This window comes from Streptomyces sp. NPDC057280 (genome assembly GCF_042668605.1).
Classification (GTDB): Bacteria; Actinomycetota; Actinomycetes; order Streptomycetales; family Streptomycetaceae; genus Streptomyces.
In genome coordinates, this window is sequence record NZ_JBHUYR010000003.1 from 852,540 (window position 1) to 869,035 (window position 16,496).

Consider the following 16,496-nt stretch of genomic DNA (forward strand, 5'->3'; position numbering starts at 1 on the left):
GCCCGGTGAGGGGACGTACACGCTCCGCGCAAGAACGCCAGGAGCGAACAGCGGGCGGGAACAAATGTCCCCGGGCGGATCAGTGGTGCTCGGTGCCGTGCAGCGGGAAACCGGCGATGCCTCGCCAGGCGAGCGAGGTCAGCAGCTGGACCGCCTGCTCGCGCGGGACGCTGCGGTCGCTGTGCAGCCACGCGCGGGCCACGACCTGGGCGAGGCCGCCCAGGCCCGAGGCCAGCAGCATCGACTCCGCGCGCGAGAGGCCGGTGTCCTCGGCGATGACGTCGGTGATCGCCTCGGCGCACTCGTTCGTGACCTTGTCGACGCGCTCGCGGACCGCGGGCTCGTTCGTCAGGTCCGACTCGAAGACCAGGCGGAAGGCGCCGCCGTCGTCCTCGACGTACGCGAAGTAGGCGTCCATGGTCGCCCGTACGCGCTGCTTGTTGTCGGTCGTCGACGCCAGCGCCTGCCGTACCGAACCGATCAGCGCCTCGCAGTGCTGGTCCAGCAGCGCGAGATAGAGGTCGAGCTTGCCCGGGAAGTGCTGGTAGAGCACCGGCTTGCTGACGCCGGCGCGCTCGGCGATGTCGTCCATCGCGGCCGAGTGGTAGCCCTGCGCCACGAAGACTTCCTGTGCGGCGCCCAGCAGCTGATTCCGTCGGGCACGGCGCGGCAGGCGCGTGCCTCGCGGGCGTGCCGCCTCTGTCTGCTCGATGGCTGTCACGCCGCCTCCCATAAGTCGTCCACTTGCGGTGTGCGCCGCGCCCGCCATCGTACTTTTCGGTAACCCTGGTGTGCGCGGTGCGAGCGCAGAATTTCACGTACCGGACGATGGCGAAAGCCGTGCAAAGGTTTCAAACAGGGATCGGGCGGGCAGCGCACGCACCTTTCCTGCTCACCGGCGGCCCGCGGGCGCGTCAGCGGTAGTCGTCCTCGTCGGTCCGGACGACCCGGGCCTGTTCGATGAGGTCGGCCTCGTTCGCCCGCGCGGGGTCCACGCCGGTCAGCGGATCGTCGCGGTCGGTGGTGACGTCCGTCTGCTGTTCGGCGGCGTCGTCCTCCGGGGCCTCGACGTCGAGCTCGACGGGCTCGCCGTTCTCGAAGGTGTCGGGGTCGCTGGGGTCGTAGGCCATGGTGGGCTCCCTTCCTAGAACGTCCCTGGGTCAGCAGGGGGCCACATGCGGGTGCCCTGCGTACGAGCCTAGGAGACACCCGATTCGGGCGCTATGCGATGCGCGCATGCTCTGTGCGTGCTCTGTTGATGCTCCACGGGTGTTCCCTGGGTGCTTTTCCCGGGGGTGGGATGGGATACGAGTGCCCCCTTGTGACGGCGAACACATGAACCAGTGCGTGATCGTCTCGTAACATTGCCGCATGTCTTCGACCGAGCTGCCGCTTGTGCCGGCCACCAATGTTCTTCCGAAGGTGGCGGCCGTCAGGGTCGCGGAAGGCGAGCGGCTGCGGTCGGTCGGACTGCCGGGGATCACATTGACGGTGCGGTCGAGGCCGCCCGCGCGTGAGGGACTGCCGCCCGCGCTGTACGTCCACGGCCTCGGCGGTTCCTCGCAGAACTGGTCGGCGCTGATGCAGGAGCTGGAGGCCGTGGTCGACGGTGAGGCCGTCGACCTGCCCGGCTTCGGGGACTCACCGCCGCCGGACGACGGCGACTACTCGATCACCGCACACGCGCGTGCGGTGATCCGCTATCTCGACGCCTCCGGCCGTGGGCCGGTGCACCTGTTCGGCAACTCCCTCGGCGGCGCGGTCTCGACCCGGGTCGCCGCGGTCCGCCCGGACCTCGTCCGTACGCTCACGCTGGTCTCGCCGGCGCTCCCGGAGATCCGCGTGCAGCGGACCGCGGTGCCCACGGCGCTGATGGCCCTGCCCGGCATGACGAGGCTCTTCGCGCGACTCAGCCGGGACTGGACGGCCGAGCAGCGCGTCCGCGGGGTCACGGCGCTCTGTTACGGCGATCCCACGCGCGTGTCGCCGGAAGGCTTCCGGCACGCCGTCGAGGAGATGGAGCGGCGGCAGCAACTGCCGTATTTCTGGGACGCGATGACGCGTTCCGCGCGGGGGATCGTCAACGCGTACACACTGGGCGGGCAGCACGCGCTGTGGCGCCAGGCCGAGCGGGTCCTCGCGCCCACGCTCCTCGTCTACGGCGGCCGCGACCAGCTCGTCGGCTACCGCATGGCCCGGAAGGCGGCGCGCGCCTTCCGCGACTCCCGACTCCTCAGCCTGCCGGACGCGGGGCATGTGGCGATGATGGAGTACCCGGAGACGGTGGCCCGGGCGTTCGGTGAACTCCTCGCGAGTCGGGGAGAGTTGGGAGCGGTGGGGGGCTCGGCTGTGGTGCCGGGTTCGGGCGGTGGCTCCGAGGGGGCTGTTGTTGTGTCGGGCTCGGGCAGTGGCTCCGAGGGGGCTCATGTCGTGTCGGGTGACGGCTCCGGTGATGGCGCTGTCGAGTCTTCGAGTGCGGGGAGCTGAGGCGCGAAGTGGGACGCCACAGCCGCCGCGGGCCCGCACCCAAGGGTGACTCCGCGGACGCAGCCGCAAGGCGAGGCGGTCAGGGGGACGCGGGTTCCCCGGGGCCGCAGGGACAGACTGCGCCGGCTCAACAGGGTCCTGCGGCCGGTCGGCGGCAGGGGATGCCGGCGCCGGGCGGGCCCGCCGTGTACGGGGATCCGGTCTACCGGGTCGCGCAGGGGGCACGGCCGCCGGAGGGGACGCCTGCACGCGGGGTTCCGCGGCTTCCCGACGGGACTCCGGCCCGTGGTGTGCCGCGGCTTCCGGAGGGGACTCCCGCTCACGGTGTGCCCCGGTTCCCCGCCGCGGGCACTCCCGCGCACGGCACCCCCCGCGTGCGAGGCGGGCACCCGGAGCAGTGGGAATCCGGGGGCGGTTGGGGTGAGTCGGGGGCGCACGCCGTGAGCGCCGGGCCTCGCGTCACCCTGCCCCGACAGCGGCAGGCTCCTCCCGGTGGGCCTCGGCAGCCCGGCGGCCCCCGGCAGGCCTATCTCGATGCCTTCGGGGACGAGGACGTCGATCTGTTCTCGACACGTACCGATCAGGACCCCGCCCTCTCGCGCCGTACGGCTCGTCCCTCCGCGGCCCCGGACCCGTACGCCTCCGTCAGCGACTGGCAGACCGTCCCGGAACCGCGTACCGACGACGAGGACGCGGCGCCCACCGGCGCAGCCGTGCGCGCCAAGAGGAGCAAGGGGCGGACGTTCACCGGGATCGCGGCCGCCGCCGTCACCACCGTGCTGGCCGTCGTGGTCGCCGGTCAGGTCGCCGACCGGCGGGACGACCCCGACGTGCGGTCGCAGTCGGCCACCGACCACGCGCGGGACACCCGCGACTCGGCCTCGCGCGGGGACGGGCGGCCGACGCCGTCGTCGGCTCCGCGCCTGGCGACGCTGACGTACGCGCAGAAGATGGGCAAGAAGTACCCGCTCGCCGCGGGGCTGGCCGGACCGGGGAAGTTCGACGCGGTCAAGGGCGTCGCCAAGGCGCCCGGCAGCGGGCAGAAGTACACCTACCGGGTCGATGTCGAGCAGGGGCTGGGGCTTGACGCGGGGCTGTTCGCCGAGGCGGTGCAGAAGACGCTCAACGACGACCGGAGCTGGGCTCACCACGGTGCCCGCACCTTCGAGCGCATCTACTCCGGCAAGCCCGACTTCGTGATCACGCTGGCCAGTCCGGGGACGACCGCGAAGTGGTGCGCCAAGTCCGGTCTGGACACCACCGTGGACAACGTGTCCTGCGATTCGGCCGCCACCGAGCGCGTGATGATCAACGCGTACCGGTGGGCCCAGGGGTCGAAGACCTACGGCGACCAGATCCACGCCTACCGGCAGATGCTGATCAATCACGAGGTCGGCCACCGACTCGGCAACCACCACGTGACCTGCGACAAGGACGGCGAGCTCGCCCCGGTCATGCAGCAGCAGACCAAGTTCCTGGACCACGACGGGATCCACTGCCTGCCCAACCCCTGGCCGTATCCCGGGAGTTGACGGACGTCCCACAGGCCGCTTTGACATGCGCAGAAAAGTCGTACTAATTTTCTGCGCATGTCGTCCCCTCACGCCTCCGTCCGCGCCGCCATCGAGCTGGCGCTCATCGGCGTGACCGCGTTGTGCGTGGCCGACATTCACTGTCGCTGACGTCCGCCCTCTGGCGTTCGCGTCGCGATCTCCTTCTCCTCCCGTGAGCTGTCGCTCGCGGATTTTCGACGGCCTGACGCCCGGGCAGACGTCTGTTCACTTTCGTCTCACCCCTCGTCCAACCGTCTCGTCATTCGAGACGTGGCGAATCATCTTCCGAGAGGTCGTCTCCGATGCGTCAACCGTCCGTCATCGCGCGCCGCGTGGCCGCGGCATCCGTAAGCCTGGTTCTGGCAGCGGGCGCCGCCGCCTGCGGCCCCGAGGACAACGATGCCAAGAGCTCCGGTGGCGACTCCACGCCCCACAAGGGCGGCACCCTCACGGTCCTGAACTCCGAGCCGCAGACCGACTTCGACCCGGCCCGGCTGTACACCTCCGGCGGCGGCAACGTGCCTTCGCTCGTCTTCCGTACGCTCACCACCCGCAACCGCGAGAGCGGCGCGGCCGGCGCCAAGGTCGTCCCCGACCTCGCCACCGACACCGGACGCCCCAACAAGGACGCGACCGTGTGGACGTACACCCTGAAGACGGGCCTCAAGTACGAGGACGGCACCGCGATCACCTCGGCCGACATCAAGTACGGCATCGAGCGCTCCTTCGCGCCCGAGCTGTCCGGCGGGGCGCCCTATCTGCGGGACTGGCTGGTCGGCGCGGCCGACTACCAGGGGCCGTACAAGGACAAGGGCGGGCTCGACGCGATCGAGACGCCGGACGACCGGACCATCGTCTTTCATCTGAACAAGCCCGAGGGCGAGTTCCCCTTCCTGGCCACGCAGACGCAGTTCGCGCCCGTGCCGAAGGCCAAGGACACCGGCACGAAGTACGAGGAGCACCCGGTCTCGTCCGGCCCCTACAAGGTCGTCAAGAACGAGAACGACGGCGAGACCGTCCTCCTGGAGCGCAACACGCACTGGTCCGCCTCGACGGACGCCGAGCGCAAGGCGTACCCGGACAAGATCGACGTCAGGTCCGGGCTCGACGCCTCGGTGATCAACCAGCGGCTGTCCGCGTCCCAGGGGGCGGACGCGGCGGCGGTCACCACGGACACCAACCTCGGCCCCGCCGAACTCGCCAAGGTCACCGGCGACAAGGAACTCGCCGCGCGCGTCGGCACCGGCCACTTCGGCTACACGAACTACATAGCGTTCAACCCGACCGTCAAGCCGTTCAACAACATCAAGGTGCGGCAGGCGATCTCGTACGCCGTCGACCGTTCGTCGGTCGTGAACGCCGCCGGCGGGTCCTCGCTCGCCGAGGCCGCCACCACCTTCCTGCCCAACCAGAAGTCCTTCGGGTACGAGCCCTACGACCTGTTCCCGGCCGGAACGACCGGCAACGCGGCCAAGGCCAAGGAGCTGCTGAAGGAGGCCGGTTACCCGAACGGGCTCACCGTCACGCTGACCCACAACAACGCCCAGAACTTCAAGACCAGCCCCGAGATCGCGACCGCGATCCAGGACGCGCTCAAGAAGGCCGGCATCACGGTCAAGCTCCAGGGGCTGGAGGACAACAACTACTCGGACACCGTCCACAGCGTGAAGACCGAGCCGGGCTTCTTCCTCTCCGCGTGGGGTGCCGACTGGCCCTCCGGCGGTCCCTTCCTCGCCCCGATCTTCGACGGCCGCCAGATCGTCAAGGACGGCGCGAACTTCAACTCGGGCCTGCTCAATGACAAGTCGGTCAATGCCGAGATTGACGCGATCAACAAGTTGACCGATCTTGACGCTGCCGCCAAGAGGTGGGGTGCACTGGACAAGAAGATCGGTGAGCAGGCGCTGACCGTGCCGCTGTTCCACCCGGTCTACAAGCGGCTGGTCGGCAAGGACATCAAGAACGTCGTGATCAGCGACTGGACCGGTGTGCTGGACATCTCGCAGGTCGCGGTCAAGTAACCCGATGAGCGAGGCACTTGTCGCCGTCGAGACCCCCGGGACAGTCGTCCCGGGGGTCTCGGGGGCTCGTCAGTTCTGGCGGCGGCTGCGGGCGCAGCGGGCCGCCGTGGTCGCGGCGGGCGTCGTCGCGCTGCTCGTCCTGGTCGCCGTCGCGGCGCCGCTGCTCACCGCGCTGGAGGGCCAGGACCCGAACACGTACCACTCGTCCCTGGTGGACTCCGCGCGCGGCGGCGTGCCGATCGGCTCGCTCGGCGGCATCAGCGGGGACCACTGGCTCGGCGTCGAACCGCAGACGGGCCGCGACCTGTTCGCCCGGCTGGTGTACGGCGCCCGGGTCTCGCTGGGGGTCGCGCTGGCCGCCACGGTCGTCCAGGTGTTGATCGGCGTTGTGGTGGGTGTATCGGCCGCACTGGGCAACCGATGGGTTGATCAACTGTTGAGCAGGTTCACGGACGTCATCGTCGCCCTGCCGCTCATGATCATGTCGTTGGCACTGCTCGCGATCGTCCCGTCGAGTTTCCCGCGGCCCGTACTGGTCGCGGGGGTCATCGGATTGATCGGGTGGGGCACCATCGCCAAGATCGTGCGCGCCCAGACCCTCACCCTCAAGCAACTCGACTACGTGGCCGCGGCCCGGCTCAGCGGCTGGGGCACCTGGCGCATCGCCCGCCGCGAACTGCTGCCCGGCATCGCCGCGCCGATCATCACCTACGCCGCGCTGCTGGTGCCGTCCAACATCTCGGCCGAGGCCGCCCTGTCCTTCCTCGGCGTCGGCGTGAAGCCGCCGACGCCGTCCTGGGGACAGATGCTCACCGCCGCCGACGTCTGGTACCAGGCCGCCCCGCAGTACCTGCTGCTGCCCGCCGGCGCGCTCTTCGTCACCGTCCTCGCCCTGACCGTCCTCGGCGACGGCGTACGCACCGCGCTGGACCCGCGCGCGGCGTCCCGGCTGCGCGTCGGCACGGGCCGCAAGAGGGAGGCCAAGGCATGACGGGCTTCCTCCTGCGCCGAGCTCTCGGCGCCGTCGTCACCCTGTTCGCCATCTCGGTGCTCGTCTACGTCGTCTTCTACGTCACCCCCGGCAACGTCGCCCAGATCACCTGCGGCCCGCGCTGCTCGCCCGAACAGGTGCACCAGGTCTCCCAGCAGCTCCGGCTCGACGACCCCCTGTACGTGCGCTACTGGCACTTCCTGGAGGGCCTCGTCGTCGGCCAGGACTACTCGACCGGCACCTCCGTGGAGCACTGCTCGGCACCCTGCCTCGGGCTGTCGTACCAGAGCGACCAGCAGGTCACCCAGCTGATCCTGAACAAGCTGCCGGTCAGCCTGTCGCTGGTGTTCGGCGCGATGGTGCTGTGGCTGATCCTCGGCGTCGGCACCGGCGTCCTGTCCGCCTGGCGGCGGGGCCGGCTCAGCGAGCGGCTGCTGACCGGCGTCACGCTCGCGGGCGTGGCCACGCCGGTCTTCGTCATCGGCCTGGTGCTGATGATCGTCGTGTGCGGCCAGCTCCAACTGCTGCCGTTCCCGCAGTACGTGAAGTTCACCGACGACCCCGAGCAGTGGGCGTGGAACCTGCTGCTGCCCTGGCTGTCGCTCGCGCTCATCGAGTCCGCCACGTTCGCCCGCCTCACGCGCGCGTCGATGCTGGAGACGCTCGCCGAGGACCACATCCGCACCTTCCGCGCGTACGGCGTGGGGGAGCGGTCGGTGATCGGGCGGCACGCGCTGCGCGGCGCGTTGGCGCCGGTCATCGCGCTCAACGCCAACAACTTCGGCAGCGCGGTCGGCGGCGCGGTGCTCACCGAGACGCTGTTCGGCCTGCCCGGCATCGGACAGGAACTGGTCCATGCCGTCAATGTGGTCGACCTTCCGGTCGTGGTCGGCATGGTCCTGGTCATCGGATTCTTCGTGGTCCTCGCCAACGCCGTCGCGGACGTGCTGTACGCGGTGGCCGACCGACGGGTGGTGCTCGCATGAGCCTCGTGGACGTCCAGGACCTCACGGTCGAGTTCGGCTCCCTCCGGGCCGTCGACGGGCTCTCCTTCCGGCTGGAGCAGGGCGGCGCCCTCGCCCTGGTCGGCGAGTCCGGCTCCGGCAAGTCCACGGTGGCCTCGGCCCTGCTGGGGCTGCACCGGGGGACGGGCGCGCGGGTCGGCGGCTCGGTCGAGGTCGCCGGCATCGACGTGGAGCAGGCCTCGGACGAGGAGTTGCGGCGGCTGCGCGGCGGGAAGGCCGCGATGGTCTTCCAGGACCCGCTGTCGTCCCTCGACCCGTACTACGCGATCGGCGACCAGATCGCCGAGGTGTACCGCGTGCACACGCGTGTGTCGCGACGAGCCGCACGCGCGCGTGCGGTGGAGGTGCTGGATCGAGTGGGAATTCCGGACGCGGCACGGCGGTCCCGTTCGCGCCCGCACGAGTTCAGCGGCGGCATGCGCCAGCGCGCGCTGATCGCCATGGCGCTCGCCTGCGAACCGGCCCTGCTGATCGCCGACGAGCCCACCACCGCGCTCGACGTCACCGTCCAGGCCCAGATCCTCGACCTGCTGCACACGCTGCGCGAGGAGACCGGCATGGGGCTGCTCCTCGTCACGCACGACGTGGGCGTGGCGGCCGAGAGCGTCGACGAGGTGCTGGTCATGCGGCACGGCCGGGCGGTCGAGCACGGGCCGGTCGGCACGGTCCTCGGGGCGCCGGGGGAGACGTACACGCGCGACCTGCTCGCGGCGGTCCCGCGCGTGGACGCGCGCAGGGCGGCCGTCGGTGTGGCCGGTGAGGGCGGTGAGGTCGTCCTGGAGGCCTCGGACCTGCGGCGCGAGTTCGGGCGCGGCAAGAAGGCCTTCACGGCTGTCGACGGCGTCTCGCTGACCGTCCGGCGGGGCGAGACCCTCGGCGTCGTCGGGGAGAGCGGCAGCGGCAAGACGACGCTCGGCCGGATGCTGGTCGGGCTGCTGGAGCCGACGGCCGGGGAGATCAAGCCCGGCGGCGGAGTCCGCCCCGACGTCCAGATGGTCTTCCAGGACCCCGTCTCCTCCCTCAACCCCCGCCGCAGTGTGGGCGAGTCCATAGCCGACCCGCTCCGCGCGCGGGGCGAGCGCGACGAGACGCGCATCAGGGGGCGCGTGACGGAACTGCTGGAGCGCGTGGGGCTCGAAGGGGCGCACTACGACCGCTACCCGCACGAGTTCAGCGGCGGACAGCGCCAGCGCGTGGGCATCGCCCGGGCGCTCGCCGCCGACCCGCGCGTGATCATCTGCGACGAGCCCGTCTCCGCGCTCGACGTCACCACGCAGGCCCAAGTGGTCGCCCTGCTCGGCGAGTTGCAGCGCGAACTCGGACTCGCCCTCGTCTTCGTCGCGCACGACCTGGCCGTCGTACGCCAGGTCAGCGACCGGGTCGCGGTGATGCGGAACGGCCGGATCGTCGAGTCCGGCCCGGCCGACGAGGTGTACGACAACCCCCAGGACCCGTACACCCGGCAGCTCCTGGCCGCCGTACCGGCACTCGACCCCGAGGTGGCCGCCCGGCGCAGAGCCGCCCGTCGGGAACTGGCCGCCGCCTGACGTAACGTAACTGCTTGATCTCTTAGCGCGAGCGAACGCGACCCGCACGGGAAAGTTACGAGCGTTCACCCCTTTTGGTGGTGCGACGGACAACCGTCCGTCGCACCACCGCCTTGTCCGCATACGTTCGTCCCGCTGCGAGCCGCCGGGTCAACGGCGGCTCCCCATACGGGAGATCGGGGGTGTACTCGTGCGCATCGGACTGCTTACGGAGGGTGGCTATCCGTATGTGAGCGGTGACGCCAGGCTGTGGTGCGACCGGCTCGTGCGCGGGCTCGATCAACACGAGTTCGACATCTACGCGCTCAGCCGCAGCCGGCGGCAGGAGGACGAGGGCTGGGTCACCCTGCCGCCGCAGGTCAGCCGCGTACGGACGGCCCCGCTGTGGACCGTGGAGGACGACGGGATCGTCCACGGGCGCCGCGCGCGCCGACGGTTCGCCGAGCACTACGGCGAGTTGGCGGCCGTTCTGTGCGCGGGCCCCTCCGAAGAGGCGCCGACCGCTGAGGCGGACCGTTTCGGCAGCGCGCTGTACGGCCTCGCCGAACTCGCCCGTGACGAGGGCGGCCTGAGCGGGGCGCTCCGCTCCGAGACCGCCGTACGCGCCCTGGAACGCGCCTGTCGTACGCCGGGCGCCCCGCGCGCGGCCCGCGCGGCGCGCGTCCCCGATCTGCTCGCCGTCGCCGCACATCTGGAGCGCGCCCTGCGCCCCCTGACCCTCGACTGGTACGAGGACGACGCTCTCGGCTCGGTCGACCTCTGCCACGCCGCCTCGGGCGGCCCGGCGGCGCTCCCCGGCCTGCTCGCCCGTCACTTCTCCGGCGTACCCCTGCTGGTGACCGAGTACGGCGTCCAGCTGCGCACCCACCACCTGTCCGCCGCCGACGCCTCTCCGCCGGTACGCGCCCTGCTCGCCGCCTTCCACGGCAGGCTCGCCGCGGAGGTCTACGCCCGGGCCGCCGTCATCACCCCCGGCAACGCGCACGCCCGCCGCTGGCAGGAACGCTGCGGCGCCGACCGCGACAAGATCCGTACCGTCTACCCCGGCATGGACGCCACCCGCTTCGCGGAGGTCGGCGAGTCCCCCGAGGGCGCGGACCCGGACACCCTCGCCTGGGTCGGCCGCGTGGAACCGACGAAGGACCTCATCTCCCTCCTCCACGCCTTCGCGGAGATCCGCAAGGAGGAGCCCAAGACCCGGCTGCGGATCATCGGAGTCCCCGCGGGCAGCGAGGGCGCGGCCTACCTCGGCCACTGCAAGGCGCTCGCCGCGCAGCTCTTCCCCGACGAGGCGGACGGGCTGCACGCCGTCGGCGACAACCCGGTGTCCTTCGAGGAGATCGGGGGCCCGGACATCCCGAGCCCGGCCGAGGCGTACGCGTCCGGCGCGGTGACCGTGCTGTCGAGCGTGGTCGAGGGCTTTCCGATCAGCCTGGTCGAGTCCATGTTCTGCGCCCGCGCGACGGTGTCCACGGACGTCGGCGCGGTGGTCGAGGTGATCGGCGGCACCGGACTCGTCGTACCGCCGCGCAATCCGCGGGCGCTCGCGGAGGCGTGCGTGGCGCTGCTGCGCGACCCGGAGCGCCGTGCGCGCCTGGGCGCCGCCGCACGCGCCCGTGCCCTCGAGCTGTTCACCGTCGAACAGAACATCACGGCATTTCACGGCATTTACCTGGAGATCGTCTCGCGCCACCCGGTCCGCCGGGTCGTCCTCGACGACTCCACGGGAGAACCCCGCCCGTTCGCCGTCCCCGCCGAGGCCCACATGCCGGGCCGCTGGACCGGCGCCGGCGCCCGCGTGGTGGCCCGCGGCGGCCCCGGCTGGGCGGCGGGCCCGCCGGTACGCGCCAACACACCGCTGTCCGCGACGGAGGCGGCGCGATGAGCGAACTGGACGAACGGGACCGGCCGGGCACCCCGAGCAGCCCCGGGGCGTGGGACGCGCGGTCGGAAGAGTGGCTGACGGACGGGGACCGCACGGCGACCGAGGCCGACGTCGAGGCCGACGCCGAAGCGCGGCCGCCCGCCCGCCCGGCACCCACGGCCGCCCACCGCACCCCGACGACCGCCACCCCGCCTCGCGGTGCGCAGACCGCCCCCACCCCACGCCGAACGGCCGCGGACCCGGTCAAGGCCCTGATGCACCGTCACCGCGAGCTGTGCGAGCGAGCCGTCGACCCCCTGGAGATCGCGGCGGGCCTGGAGGCCCACGGTGTCACCGACCGCACCGCGACCCGCTTCCGCCACCGGGACGTCTTCTCCCTCGCCGAGGAGATGTACGCCCGCGCCTCCCGGGACGGCGAGTCCCCGACGCCGACCGCACCACCGGAGTCGCCCCGCACGCGCGCCGACTGGGCGCTCCTCACGCTCCTCCCGGGCGCACTGTGCGCGGCGACACTCACCGGCATCCACCTCACCCAGGGCCGGCCCCGCCTTCTCACGGCGGCCGTCGGTACCCTCGCCGTGGCCCTGGCCTTACGCGCGGCACTGACCAGAGGCCCCCTGAGCACCACCCACCCCACCCACCCCCGATCCCGCGGCCTCACCTGCTGGCTGATCACGTACGCCCTCCTGGGCGACGGCCTGCTCCGACAAGCCATCGCCGGCGGCCCCGACACCCTCCCGACCGGCACCACGGACGCCACCTGGCCCACGGCGGTCGCCCCCGCCCTGGCCCTCGCCCTCTCTCTGGCACCCGCGGCCTGGAGCGCCCACCTCCTCACCACCCGGGCCCGCCGCAAACTGACGGCGAGCCGAGGCCTGGAGGACTTCGCCGCAGCCGTACACCCGCTCCTCCTGGGCGCGTTCGCCCTCTACCTGTCCACGCTGGCGGCCCTGCTGGCCCTGGCCGCGACGGCCCTGGACGAACCGGCCCCGTACGCCCAGACGATGACCCTCGGCGCCCTGCTCTACCTCTCCCGCCTCCTCACGACCCACGGCTTCACCCATGCCCCCGCCCTGGTCCTCACGGCCACCGTCACGACCGAAGCAGCAGCCCTGGCCACGACCTTCGCGTCCCGCCTCCCCGGCTGCGCCTTCCTGGGCACCCCGGTGACCACCCTCGTGGACACCTGGGGCCCCGGCGCCGTCCCGGCCCTCGCCTGCGGCGCCGCGGCGGCAACCCTCCTCCTCCACGCCACCCGCAGACTCACACGAGCCTCGGCCCACGCCACGACGGACCTCCGGTGGTGAGCCGCACGCGCACCCCCGCGGAGCCGCAGCGCGCGCGGACGCGCCGGAGACACACCGCCACAGCGCTGCACTCGCGCACGGCGGTAAGGCGGACGTGCCTGGGGCTTCCCACCACGGCGCCGCCCCCGGCGACGGCGGTGAGGCGGACGTGCCTGGGGCTTCCCGCCACGGCGCCGCACCCGGCGACGGCGGTGAGGGGACGTGTCGGGGGGTGTCCGCCCGCAGCGGTTGGCGCGTCAACACGGGCGCCCTCCATTGCTGACCGATTCCGCGCCGTTCCGAGGACGGACACCCCCCGGCGCGGCCCCGCCCCACAACGAACAACCACCGCACAACACGAGCCCACGGGACCCGGCACCGCACAACGCGCGCTGACGCGTCCCGGCACCGCACAACCCGGCACCGCACAACACGAGCCGACGCGATCCGGCACCGCACAACAAGAGCCCAAGCGGACCGTCACACGGCCCCGCACCCCACAACGCACCCCGCACCGCACCGCACCCCGCACCCCCCGCCTCCCATCCACCCACCCAAGCCCCCGGAAGGCACCCCCGCCCCCCACCGGAGCCCGGAGGCCCCCCTCGCTGAAGGAGAGCACCAGATGATCACCTCCCGACCCGACCACGAGGCCCCGGGAGCTGCACGATGAGGGTCCTGCTGATCGGAGCCAACGGCTACCTCGGCCGCTTCGTGGCCGACCGCCTCCTCGCCGACCCCGCCGTCCAGCTCACCGCACTCGGCCGCGGCGACGACGCGGACGTCCGCTTCGACCTGGCGTCCGGCAGCCCCGGCGCGCTCACCCGCTTCCTCGACGCGGTCCACCCCGGCGTCGTCGTCAACTGCGCCGGCGCCACCAGGGGCGGCGCCCGCGAACTCACCCGCCACAACACGGTCGCCGTGGCCACCGTCTGCGAGGCGCTGCGCCGCAGCGGCTGCGGCGCGCGGCTCGTCCAGATCGGCTGCGGCGCGGAGTACGGCCCCAGCCAGCCCGGCAGCTCCACCGCCGAGGACGCCGTCCCCCGCCCCGGCGGCCCCTACGGCGTCAGCAAACTCGCCGCCACGGAACTCGTCCTCGGCTCCGGCCTGGACGCGGTGGTCCTCCGTGTCTTCTCACCGGCAGGCCCCGGCACCCCCGCCGGCTCTCCCCTCGGCCGCCTCGCCGAGGCCATGCGCCGCGCGATGCAGTCCGGGGACGGCGAGCTGAAGCTCGGCGGCCTCGGCGCCCAGCGCGACTTCATCGACGTCCGGGACGTCGCCCGCGCCGTGCACGCCGCGAGCCTGTCCGCCGCGCAGGGCGTCATCAACATCGGCTCCGGCCGTGCCGTCCGCCTCCGCGACGCCGCCGCGATCCTCGCGCGCGTGGCCGGCTACGGCGGTGCCCTCCACGAACTCGACGGCCCGCCCGGTCCGCCCCTGCGGGCCACCATCGGCCACCCCCGCTCCGAACCGGACCACGCGGCCCCGGTCGCCTACCCGTACCCCGACGGCTGCGGCAGCTGGCAGCAGGCCGACGTCCGCACCGCCCGCGACCGCCTCGGCTGGCGCCCCCGTATCAACCTCGAAGAGTCCCTGGCGGACATCTGGATGGAGGCGGCATGCCGCATCTGACCAGTACTCACACCACCACCCACGCCACCGGCCTCCAGACCGGCTTAGGCATCCCGGGCTTCGCCCACCCCCTCGTCGCCCCCGCCGAGTGGGCCGAACTCACCCGCCCCCGCACCGCGCCGCTGCACTGGGTCGTCCTCAACGTCGCCGACGGCCCGGGCAGCCGCCCCGACCCGCACTGTCTGGAGGCGGCCGGGCGGCTGCGCAACGCGGGCCTCCGCGTGCTCGGCCACATCGACGCCACGTACGGAGCCCGGTCGTTCGGCGAGATGGTCTCCGACGCGCAGCGCTACCTCGACTGGTACAAGGTTGACGGCTTCCTCCTGGACCGCTGCCCGACCGAACGCACCGCGCTCCCGGAGATCCGCCGCACGGTCACCACGCTCCGCGCGATCCGCGACGACGCCCACGTCGTCCTCGGCCACGGCACCCACCCCTACCCGGGCTATGCCGAGAGCGCGGACCAACTCGTCACCTTCTCCGGCCCGTGGAGCGACTACCGCTGGTCGCAGGTGGCGGAGTGGACCGCCGACTATCCGCCCGACCGCTTCTGCCACTTCGTGCACGGCGTGCCGGGGCCGCATCTCGACGAGGCCCTGCGCATCGCCCGCTGGCAGGGCGCCGCCACGATCTACTTCACCGACCGCACGGACCGGGGCGGCCGCACCGACCCCTGGGAGACGATGCCCGGCTACTGGGACGAAATCGTCTCGCGGATCGGGACGGGTGTCTCGGAATGAAAAAGGCCATGGCAGTGTTACGGGGAGAACAACCGTAATGATTGACCGACCAACGGAGTCCCCGTGTCGCTGCCACCCCTGGTCGAGCCCGCTGCCGAGCTCACCGTAGACGAGGTCCGCAGGTACTCCCGCCACCTGATCATCCCCGACGTCGGGATGGACGGGCAGAAGCGGCTGAAGAACGCCAAGGTGCTCTGTGTGGGCGCCGGCGGCCTGGGCTCGCCGGCGCTGATGTACCTGGCCGCGGCGGGCGTCGGCACGCTCGGCATCGTGGAGTTCGACGAGGTCGACGAGTCGAACCTGCAGCGGCAGATCATCCACAGCCAGGCCGACATCGGCCGCTCCAAGGCCGAGTCCGCGCGCGACTCCGTCCTCGGCATCAACCCGTACGTGAACGTGATCCTTCACGAAGAGCGGCTCGAGGCCGAGAACGTGATGGACATCTTCAGCCAGTACGACCTGATCGTCGACGGCACGGACAACTTCGCGACCCGCTACCTGGTCAACGACGCCTGCGTGCTGCTGAACAAGCCGTACGTGTGGGGCTCGATCTACCGCTTCGACGGCCAGGCCTCGGTCTTCTGGTCCGAGCACGGACCCTGCTACCGCTGCCTCTACCCGGAACCCCCGCCGCCGGGCATGGTCCCCTCCTGCGCCGAGGGCGGCGTGCTGGGCGTGCTGTGCGCGTCCATCGGCTCCATCCAGGTCACCGAGGCCATCAAGGTCCTCACCGGCACCGGTGAGCCCCTCGTCGGCCGCCTGATGATCTACGACGCCCTGGAGATGCAGTACCGCCAGGTCAAGGTCCGCAAGGACCCCAACTGCGCGGTCTGCGGCGAGAACCCGACCGTCACCGAGCTCATCGACTACGAGGCCTTCTGCGGCGTCGTCTCCGAGGAGGCCCAGGAGGCGGCCGCCGGCTCGACGATCACTCCCAAGCAGCTCAAGGAGTGGATCGACGACGGCGAGAACATCGAGATCATCGACGTCCGCGAGATCAACGAGTACGAGATCGTCTCGATCCCCGGCGCCAAGCTCATCCCGAAGAACGAGTTCCTCATGGGCACCGCTCTGGAGGGTCTCCCGCAGGACAAGAAGATCGTCCTGCACTGCAAGACGGGTGTCCGCAGTGCGGAAGTACTCGCCGTGCTGAAGTCCGCGGGCTTCGCGGACGCCGTGCACGTCGGCGGCGGCGTGATCGGCTGGGTCAACCAGATCGAGCCGCACAAGCCGGTTTACTGATCACTGCTCTCGCTGACCAGCGAGACCGAAGAAGCCCACGGCTCTGACCAGTTCGGATGCCGTGGGCTTCTGTCGTTGTTGGTCGGC

14 protein-coding genes are annotated in these 16,496 nt (G+C 71.8%); 12 read left to right on the top strand and 2 right to left on the bottom strand.

Translation table 11 applies throughout. The features are described 5' to 3' along the window. Positions 1–79: 79 nt before the first annotated feature. Positions 80–721, bottom strand: a complete 642-nt coding sequence (locus tag ACFUO4_RS22515) for a TetR/AcrR family transcriptional regulator (RefSeq protein ID WP_059193157.1) — start codon at positions 719–721, stop codon at positions 80–82. A gap of 193 nt (positions 722–914) precedes the next feature. Next, entirely contained in the window at positions 915–1,130 is a 216-nt protein-coding gene (locus ACFUO4_RS22520) for a hypothetical protein (RefSeq protein ID WP_383487398.1), read from the bottom strand. A 241-nt stretch (positions 1,131–1,371) separates the two neighbouring features. Between ACFUO4_RS22520 and ACFUO4_RS22525 the strand changes: the two genes are divergently transcribed. The 12 genes from ACFUO4_RS22525 to moeZ all read left to right on the top strand — a co-directional run bounded on the left by ACFUO4_RS22525 (position 1,372) and on the right by moeZ (position 16,409). Further along, positions 1,372–2,487 carry an alpha/beta fold hydrolase gene (locus ACFUO4_RS22525; RefSeq protein WP_383487401.1) on the top strand — a complete coding sequence of 372 codons (1,116 nt, stop codon included), beginning with the start codon at positions 1,372–1,374 and terminating at the stop codon, positions 2,485–2,487. Positions 2,488–2,495: 8 nt separating this feature from the next. Further along, the gene (locus tag ACFUO4_RS22530; protein ID WP_383487404.1) at positions 2,496–4,019 is read left to right on the top strand and encodes a DUF3152 domain-containing protein; all 1,524 of its coding nucleotides are present in this window, start codon (positions 2,496–2,498) and stop codon (positions 4,017–4,019) included. Positions 4,020–4,076: 57 nt separating this feature from the next. Continuing rightward, positions 4,077–4,169 (top strand): Ms4533A family Cys-rich leader peptide, encoded by a 93-nt coding sequence (locus ACFUO4_RS22535; RefSeq protein ID WP_383487407.1) that lies wholly within the window; start codon positions 4,077–4,079, stop codon positions 4,167–4,169. Between the two features lie 173 nt (positions 4,170–4,342). Beyond that, the gene (locus ACFUO4_RS22540; protein WP_383487410.1) at positions 4,343–6,061 is read left to right on the top strand and encodes an ABC transporter substrate-binding protein; all 1,719 of its coding nucleotides are present in this window, start codon (positions 4,343–4,345) and stop codon (positions 6,059–6,061) included. Between the two features lie 4 nt (positions 6,062–6,065). Beyond that, positions 6,066–7,052 (top strand): ABC transporter permease, encoded by a 987-nt coding sequence (locus ACFUO4_RS22545; RefSeq protein WP_383487413.1) that lies wholly within the window; start codon positions 6,066–6,068, stop codon positions 7,050–7,052. Continuing rightward, complete coding sequence (locus tag ACFUO4_RS22550; protein ID WP_383487416.1) at positions 7,049–8,038, top strand: ABC transporter permease; 990 nt, start codon at positions 7,049–7,051, stop codon at positions 8,036–8,038. Before ACFUO4_RS22545 ends, ACFUO4_RS22550 begins: the two co-directional genes overlap by 4 nt. Further along, complete coding sequence (locus ACFUO4_RS22555) at positions 8,035–9,624, top strand: dipeptide ABC transporter ATP-binding protein (protein ID WP_383487419.1); 1,590 nt, start codon at positions 8,035–8,037, stop codon at positions 9,622–9,624. The genes ACFUO4_RS22550 and ACFUO4_RS22555 overlap by 4 nt, the downstream gene beginning before the upstream one ends. A gap of 190 nt (positions 9,625–9,814) precedes the next feature. Beyond that, positions 9,815–11,509, top strand: a complete 1,695-nt coding sequence (locus ACFUO4_RS22560) for a DUF3492 domain-containing protein (RefSeq protein ID WP_383487422.1) — start codon at positions 9,815–9,817, stop codon at positions 11,507–11,509. Then, the gene (locus tag ACFUO4_RS22565) at positions 11,506–12,816 is read left to right on the top strand and encodes a hypothetical protein (protein WP_383487425.1); all 1,311 of its coding nucleotides are present in this window, start codon (positions 11,506–11,508) and stop codon (positions 12,814–12,816) included. Before ACFUO4_RS22560 ends, ACFUO4_RS22565 begins: the two co-directional genes overlap by 4 nt. 648 nt (positions 12,817–13,464) lie before the next feature. Then, positions 13,465–14,427 (top strand): NAD(P)-dependent oxidoreductase, encoded by a 963-nt coding sequence (locus tag ACFUO4_RS22570; RefSeq protein WP_097268743.1) that lies wholly within the window; start codon positions 13,465–13,467, stop codon positions 14,425–14,427. After that, positions 14,415–15,167: a spherulation-specific family 4 protein gene (locus ACFUO4_RS22575; protein ID WP_383487429.1), complete on the top strand. Its 753-nt coding sequence runs from the start codon at positions 14,415–14,417 to the stop codon at positions 15,165–15,167. Before ACFUO4_RS22570 ends, ACFUO4_RS22575 begins: the two co-directional genes overlap by 13 nt. A 63-nt stretch (positions 15,168–15,230) precedes the next feature. After that, entirely contained in the window at positions 15,231–16,409 is a 1,179-nt protein-coding gene (gene moeZ, locus ACFUO4_RS22580) for an adenylyltransferase/sulfurtransferase MoeZ (protein WP_242766151.1), read from the top strand. The last annotated feature ends 87 nt before the right edge of the window (positions 16,410–16,496 follow it).